This is a genomic window from Rathayibacter sp. CAU 1779, assembly GCF_054551755.1.
Genome location: NZ_JBTOLK010000001.1, coordinates 1,610,003 through 1,617,242 on the forward strand (window position 1 = coordinate 1,610,003; position 7,240 = coordinate 1,617,242).

The following is a 7,240-nucleotide window of genomic DNA, read 5'->3' on the forward strand; positions in this document are numbered from 1 at the left end:
GGTCGCATAGCCTGCTCCCCGGTAGGGTCGTAGCCATGACTGTCGCCTGGAGCCGCAAGATCGTGGCATCCGTCCTCACCGGTTTCCTCGTCGCGCTCCTCGTGCACATCGGGACGGTCGTGCTCAGCAACGAGGCCTTCCTGGGGGCGCAGAGCGCCGGCTGGCCGGCGATCCTCAGCCTGAGCGGCTTCTTCACCCTCGCGTCCGTCTTCACGTTCGTGCTGCTCGCCGTCGCAGCGATCTTCGACATCTTCGCCACCTGGTGGGGCGCTCTCATCACGGGTCTCGTCGTCGGCGTGATCGCCACGGCGCTCGACACGATGATCTATTTCGTGAGCAACGGGCAGAAACCCACCATCTCCGTGCTCTGGGCGATCACCGGCGAGCGCAACCTGCTCTTCATCCTGCTCGTCACCGTGCTCACGCCCACGTTCGGTCGCTGGCTGTACCGCGCCATCGTGCGCTTCGACACGGCTGCCGCGACGGGCCGCCGGGTCGCGCTGGTGCGCGTTCCGGCCACGAACCTCGCCGAGGGCATCGTCACGAACATCGGCCGCGTCGCCGTGGATCCCGCCAAGGCGGACGAGCAGTGGGACTCCTACGTCGCGGCGCTCGCCGACAACGGCTGGGAGACGGTCGAGGTCGCAGCGGCCGAGGTGCTTCCGGACTCCGTCTTCGTGGAGGACACGGCCGTCATCCTCGGAAACCGTGCCGTCATCGCCCTTTCCGGCGCCGAGCAGCGCCGTGGCGAGACCCCCGGCACCGAGGCAACACTGACGGATCTCGGCCTGCGCATCGACCGCATCCAGGAGCCTGGCACGCTCGACGGCGGAGACGTTCTCCGCGTCGGCACGACGATCTACGTCGGACGCAGCGAGCGCACGAACGCCGAGGGCGTACGCCAGCTGCGCGCGATCGCCGCCGAAGAGGGCTACAGGGTCATCGCGGTCCCGATCAAGGGTGCGCTCCACCTCAAGTCCGCCGTCACCGCACTGCCAGACGGCACGGTGATCGGCGACGCCGACCTCATCGCCGACCCGAGCGTCTTCGACCGCTTCCTCGCCGTGCCGGAGCGTGCGGGCGTCGCCGTCGTCGTGCTCGCACCGGACGCCGTGCTGGTGGCGGCATCCGCTCCCAAGACGGCGGAACTCATCGCGGATCTCGGCTACCGCGTCGTCACGGTCGACATCTCCGAGTTCGAGAAGCTCGAGGGCTGCGTCACCTGCCTGAGCATCCTCGTCGGCTGAGGCGCAAGCGCGATCCTGCGGACGGCGAGTTCCTGGCGCGTGGTGCCGCCTCGACGTCGCTAAGCGACCAGATCCGCCAGGAAGTTCCGCGGTTCGTGTAGCGGCGGTGCCCGCCTCACTGAGGAACTCTGCTGCCTGCGCCCGCAGCCGCGACCGCGCCCGCGGCGAGTGGTCACGATGGCAAGATGGTGGTGTACCTCCCGCTCATGAGGCGGGATCGTCGCCCCGACACACCACCCCGTTGTCGCGGCCCGCGCGCAAGGAGACGCCGATGTCTGTCCTGTCCGAATCTGTTTCGGCCGAAACCGCTCGTTCCGGGTCGGCCTTGGCCGAATCCGTTCTCGCCGAACTCGTCGAGTCGACCGGATCCGACCTTCCCCACGAGAAGCTCCTCATCGTGAAGGGGCCGCGCAGCGGGTTGACGATCAGCATCGCTGTGCACTCCACCGTGCTGGGCCAGGCCCTCGGCGGATGCCGGCTGTGGACCTACGACGACTGGGCGCAGGCCGTCGCCGATTCGCTGCGCCTGTCGGAGGGCATGACGTACAAGAACGCCGCCGCCGGCCTCAACCGCGGCGGCGGCAAGACCGTCGTCTACCTTCCCCGCGGAACGCAGCTGGATGCCGAACGCCGCCGTGCCGTCATGCTCGACCTCGGCGACGCGATCGCGAGCCTCGACGGCGCATACATGACCGCCGAGGATGTCGGCACCAGCGCAGACGACATGGCCGTCGTCGCCGAGCGCACGAAGGATGTCTGCGGCCTGCCCTCCGACAAGGGCGGGGTCGGCGAGCCCAGCGACGCGACGGCGCACGGCGTGTACGCGGGCATCCTCGCCACGCTCGACGCCGTGTACGGCGACCGGACCGTCGCCGGCCGGCGCTTCACCGTGCTGGGGCTGGGTCACGTGGGATCCCTGCTCGCGACGCGGCTGGCATCCGAGGGCGCCCTGCTCACCGTCACCGACGTGAACCCCGCGAAGCGCGAGCTGGCTGCCCGTCTCGGCGCCGCCTGGACGACGCCGGACGAGGCCATCCGCGTGCCTGGCGACGTGTTCGTGCCGGCCGGAGTGGGCGGCATCCTCACGACCGAGGTGATCGAGTCGCTGCAGGTGCGGGCTGTCGTCGGGCCCGCCAACAACCAGCTCGCCGACCGCTCCGGCGCGGAGCTGCTGCGCGAGCGCGACATCGCCTGGGCGCCCGACTTCGTCGTGAACGCCGGCGGCGTGATCTTCCTCGACACCCTGACCAGGCCGGGTGCGAACGCCGAGGCGACCCGTGAGCGTGTCGAGCGCATCGGCGACACCGTCGCCGACATCTTCGCGGATGCCCGTGCCCGCGACATCACGACTCTGGCGGCGGCCGAGGCGGTCGCCCTCGCCCGTCTCGACGCCGTCCCCGCCATGGCCTGAGGCATTCCCACCGCCTCAACCCGGGTCACCCCGACTCTCAGCCACCCCCATCCGGTCGCGTCGACGGACACCAAGGTTTCCCGTCGACACGACGGTCAGCGCTCTCAGCCCAGGAACATGCCAGATCGGCATGTTCCTGGGCTGGTGTCATGTCGGCGCACATTCCGACGTTGCGCCAGTTCACAGCAGAGGTATAGCCTGATCTGCTGTCGCATCCCACCCACTTCGGCGCTGTCGCCGTGTGTTCACGCAGTACAGCGACGTCACGCGGGGTGGGCGCGGCATCGGAAGACTGGTCGAGAAGGATCCGTCCTGCCACACGGATCCACACCTGAGGAGGTCGCCATGAGCACGAAGACCGAGATCACGCCGCTGGTGCGCGCGGGAGTCGCGGGTCGCGTCGTGCCGACGTCTTTCGCGGGCCCGGCCGGATATCGCCTCGCAACGGAGCTCCGTCCCCGCGCGGTCCTCGTCGAAGTCTCCGGAGTCGTACCGGGTTCCGGACTCGTCGTGGGCTCAGGGATCGGCGCCGCCACGGTCCAGGCGATCGGTTAGCTGACAAGGCCGAACCAGGCTTTCAGCACCACTGCGCCACCGGCCGCACCACCGCCGGCACAGGCCGGCGAGCGGAATCCACCGCCCGCCAACGCGAACGTCCGACCCGCACGGGGCATCCGTCGAGACCTCGACTCCTGCGACCCCCGCTCACCGCCCGGACCTCTTCGGCTCCAGCGTCGCTCGAAGCGTCGCACCCCATCGCCAGAATCGTCTCGACAGACGATTCGCGTCCAAGCGAGAGCCCTACCAGGGCAACCGCTGAAAGCACCCAGCACACCATCCACACGAAACGGTGAACATGTCTGCCTCACAGGCACCCCAGGTACTGACTGAACAGAAGCACCCGCCTGAGCACGCGGCTCAGTCGGGTGGCGACGGCCGGCGGCTGAGCACGTTCCGCTCGCTGGCGCGCATCTATCCCTTCGCGAAGCCCGCCATGCCGCGCATCTACCTCGGCATGGTGGCGGCGATCGGCGCGTCCGTCGTGGCGCTGCTGATCCCGATCGTGCTGCAGGCCCTCGTCGACGGTCCGATGAAGAACGGCGACCCGTCGCACGTCGTGCCGTCCGCGGTGCTCGTGCTCGTGCTCGGCGTCGCGGAGGCCGTGCTCATCTCGCTGCGCCGCTGGTTCGTTCTCACGCCTGGCACGAAGGTGGAGGCGGACCTGCGCAACGCTTTCTACGCCAAGCTGCAGGACCTTCCGGTGAGCTTCCACGACGGCTGGCCGTCCGGCCAGCTGCTCAGCCGCGCCGTCAGCGACCTCAACCTGATCCGCCGCTGGATCAGCTTCGGCTTCGTGCTGCTGTTCGTGAACATCCTCACGATCATCATCGGGTTCGTCGTGCTGATCACGTGGAACTGGCTGCTCGCGGTCATCTTCATCGTGTGCTCGATCCCGCTCTGGATCTACGGCTACGTGTTCGAGAGCCGGTACTCGGTCATCGCACGACGCAGTCAGGACCAGGCCGGCGACCTCGCGACGGCCGTCGAGGAGTCGGTGCACGGCATCCGCGTGCTCAAGGCGTTCGGCCGCGGCCGTCACGCGCTGCGCAACTTCGAGAAGCAGGCCGAAGACCTGCGAGGCACCGAGATCGCCAAGGCGAAGGCCGTCGCGGGCATCTGGCTGTGGCTGCTGCTGGTGCCGGATGTCGCGTTCGCGGTCTGCCTCGTCGTCGGCGTGTGGCTCGTGTCGACGGGCTCGCTGACCGCCGGCCAGCTGCTCGCGTTCTTCGCCACCGCAACGGTGCTGCGGTTCCCGATCGAGTCGATCGGATTCCTGCTGTCGATGACCTTCGACACGCGCACGGCGGCCGACCGGTTCTTCGACGTGATGAACACGCCGAACACGATCGGCGACCCCGAACATCCGAAGACGATCGAGCGACCGGAGGGACGGCTCAGGTTCAACGGCGCGCACTTCAGGTACGCGGACACCCCAGAGGGGTATCCGGACCTGCTGTCGGGCGTCGATCTCGAGCTGGAGCCGGGCGAGACCATGGCGCTCGTCGGCCTGACGGGCAGCGGCAAGTCCACGCTGACAGCCCTCACCACGCGTCTGTACGACGTGACGGGTGGATCCATCACGCTCGACGGCGTCGACATCCGCGACCTCACCAGGGGTGAGCTGCGCACGCACGTCGCCATGGCGTTCGAGGACGCGACACTGTTCTCCGCGTCCGTGCGTGACAACGTGCTGCTCGGCCGCGCCGACCTGGTCGGCGACGACGACACCACGAAGAAGCGAGCGGATGCCGTGCTCACCGAGGCCCTCGAGGTCGCCCAGGCCGGCTTCGCGTACGACCTGCCGGAGGGCGTGGACACGAAGGTGGGCGAGGAGGGGCTGAGCCTCTCCGGCGGCCAGCGTCAGCGGCTCGCGCTCGCGCGAGCGGTCGCTGCGAACCCCGAGGTGCTCGTGCTGGACGACCCGCTGTCGGCACTGGATGTCGACACCGAGGCACTCGTCGAGGCGGCGCTGCGCAGGGTGCTGGCCTCCACGACGGCCCTCATCGTGGCGCACCGCCCGTCGACGGTCATGCTGGCCGACCGGGTTGCTCTGCTCGAGGACGGACGGATCACCGCGGTGGGCACCCACCATGATCTGCTGGCGACCAACGAACACTACCGATTCGTCATCTCGAGCCTCGAGGACGACGAAGAGGAAGAACTCATGACGGAGGTGAACCTGTAATGACCACCGCAACGGTTCAGGGCGTCACCGGCGAGGAGCGCAACGACTTCACCAAGGCGGAGTCGCGGCAGATCCGGCGCCGGTCGCTCTCACTGCTCGGGGTGCTGCTGCGCCCGATGCGCGGCAAGGTCGCGTTCGCGCTCGTCGTGATCGTGGTCTCCACGCTCGCCCAGGTGATCGGGCCGACGCTGATCGGTATCGGCATCGACCAGGGCATCTCCGCGCTGAAGACGCAGGACTGGTGGCCGATCGCGCTCACCGGTGTCGCCTACCTGGTGACCGGTGTCGTCGGCGCGGTCACCGTGTCCTGGTACACGGTGCAGTCCGCGCGCATCAGCCAGGCCATCCTGTTCGACCTGCGCAAGCGGGTGTTCCTGCACACGCAGCGCCTCAGCTTGGAGTTCCACGAGTCGTACACGTCCGGCCGTATCATCTCGCGCCAGACGAGCGACCTGGATTCCATCCGCGAGCTGCTCGACTCCGGCATCAACCAGCTCGTTCAGGGTGTGCTGTACTCCGGATTCATTGCGGTGTTCATGTTCATCAACGACTGGGTGTCCGGCGTGATCCTGTTCGTCTCGCTGGTGCCGCTGTACTTCCTGACGCGGTGGTTCCAGAAGCGATCGCAGGTGCTCTTCCGGCGCTCGCGCGTGGCATCCGCGAAGCTCATCGTGCACTTCGTGGAGACCATGACGGGCATCCGGGCGGTGAAGGCGTTCCGCAAGGAGAAGCGCAACGAGAAGGAGTTCGGCGACCTCGTCGAGGACTACCGCGACGTCAACGCGAAGACCATCCAGCTGTTCGGCATCTTCGATCCCGGACTGGTGCTGATCGGCAACGTGACCGTCGCCGTGGTGCTGCTGGTCGGCGGATTCCGCGTGGCGAGCGGTGCGCTGCCCATCGGCATCCTGCTGGCCGTGCTGCTCTACACCCGTCGGTTCTTCGACCCGATGGAGGAGATGGCCATGTTCTACAACTCCTACCAGTCGGCGGCCGCCGCGCTCGAGAAGATCTCGGGTGTGCTGGAGGAGGAGCCGAGCGTGCCGGATCCGGTGCATCCGGTCGACCTGTGGAACTCGAAGGGACACGTCGCTTTCGACGACGTGACGTTCGCGTACAAGAAGGATCGCGTCATCCTGCCGGAGTTCACGCTCGACGTGCCTGCGGGGCAGACCATCGCGCTCGTCGGATCCACCGGCGCGGGCAAGTCGACGCTGGCCAAGCTCATCGCGCGGTTCTACGACCCGACGAAGGGCTCCGTCACGCTCGACGGTGTCGACCTGAGGGATCTGCATCCCAAGGATCTGCGCCGCGCGATCGTGATGGTCACGCAGGAGGCGTACCTGTTCTCCGGAACCGTCGCCGACAACATCGCACTGGGCAAGCCGGATGCGACGCCGGAGGAGATCCGCGCGGCGGCTGAGGCGGTGGGCGCAGCCGCGTTCATCGAAGGTCTTCCTGACGGATACGACACCGACGTGAACAAGCGCGGCGGTCGTGTCTCGGCCGGTCAGCGTCAGCTGATCTCGTTCGCGCGGGCGTTCCTGGCGAATCCGTCGGTGCTCATCCTGGATGAGGCGACCAGTTCGCTGGACATCCCGAGCGAGCGCCTGGTGCAGGAGGCGTTGCAGACGCTGCTGAAGGACCGAACGGCCCTGATCATCGCGCACCGCCTGTCCACGGTCGCGATCGCCGACCGCGTGCTCGTCATGGAGCACGGCAAGGTCGTCGAGGACGGCGCGCCGTCCGACCTCATCGCCGGCACCGGACGTTTCGCCCTGCTGCACGCCGCCTGGCGAGACTCGCTGGTGTGAACGACGGCGGATCGCCTCCTGG

The 7,240-nt window shown here is 68.1% G+C and carries 5 protein-coding genes; all 5 read left to right on the forward strand.

All coding sequences use genetic code 11. The features are described from left to right. Positions 1-35 precede the first annotated feature (35 nt). The 5 genes from ddaH (at position 36) to ACX9R5_RS07375 (ending at position 7,218) form a co-directional block, all read left to right on the forward strand. The gene (gene ddaH / locus ACX9R5_RS07355) at positions 36-1,247 is read left to right on the forward strand and encodes a dimethylargininase (RefSeq protein ID WP_459408332.1); all 1,212 of its coding nucleotides are present in this window, start codon (positions 36-38) and stop codon (positions 1,245-1,247) included. Between the two features lie 271 nt (positions 1,248-1,518). Continuing rightward, positions 1,519-2,658, forward strand: coding sequence for a Glu/Leu/Phe/Val dehydrogenase family protein (locus ACX9R5_RS07360; protein ID WP_459408333.1), 1,140 nt, complete (start codon positions 1,519-1,521; stop codon positions 2,656-2,658). Positions 2,659-3,003: 345 nt separating this feature from the next. Beyond that, positions 3,004-3,213, forward strand: coding sequence for a hypothetical protein (locus ACX9R5_RS07365; RefSeq protein WP_459408334.1), 210 nt, complete (start codon positions 3,004-3,006; stop codon positions 3,211-3,213). A 301-nt stretch (positions 3,214-3,514) separates the two neighbouring features. Then, positions 3,515-5,404, forward strand: coding sequence for an ABC transporter ATP-binding protein (locus tag ACX9R5_RS07370; protein ID WP_459408335.1), 1,890 nt, complete (start codon positions 3,515-3,517; stop codon positions 5,402-5,404). Beyond that, a complete protein-coding gene (locus tag ACX9R5_RS07375) occupies positions 5,404-7,218 on the forward strand; it encodes an ABC transporter ATP-binding protein (RefSeq protein ID WP_459408336.1) in 1,815 nt (604 codons plus the stop codon). The genes ACX9R5_RS07370 and ACX9R5_RS07375 overlap by 1 nt, the downstream gene beginning before the upstream one ends. Positions 7,219-7,240 lie beyond the last annotated feature (22 nt).

Excerpts from the sequence above, each read along its gene's own strand:
- ddaH (WP_459408332.1), top strand. The coding sequence starts at position 36 with ATGACTGTCGCCTGGAGCCGCAAGATCGTGGCATCCGTCCTCACCGGT.
- ACX9R5_RS07365 (WP_459408334.1), top strand. The coding sequence starts at position 3,004 with ATGAGCACGAAGACCGAGATCACGCCGCTGGTGCGCGCGGGAGTCGCG.
- ACX9R5_RS07375 (WP_459408336.1), top strand. The coding sequence starts at position 5,404 with ATGACCACCGCAACGGTTCAGGGCGTCACCGGCGAGGAGCGCAACGAC.
- ACX9R5_RS07370 (WP_459408335.1), top strand. The coding sequence starts at position 3,515 with ATGTCTGCCTCACAGGCACCCCAGGTACTGACTGAACAGAAGCACCCG.
- ACX9R5_RS07360 (WP_459408333.1), top strand. The coding sequence starts at position 1,519 with ATGTCTGTCCTGTCCGAATCTGTTTCGGCCGAAACCGCTCGTTCCGGG.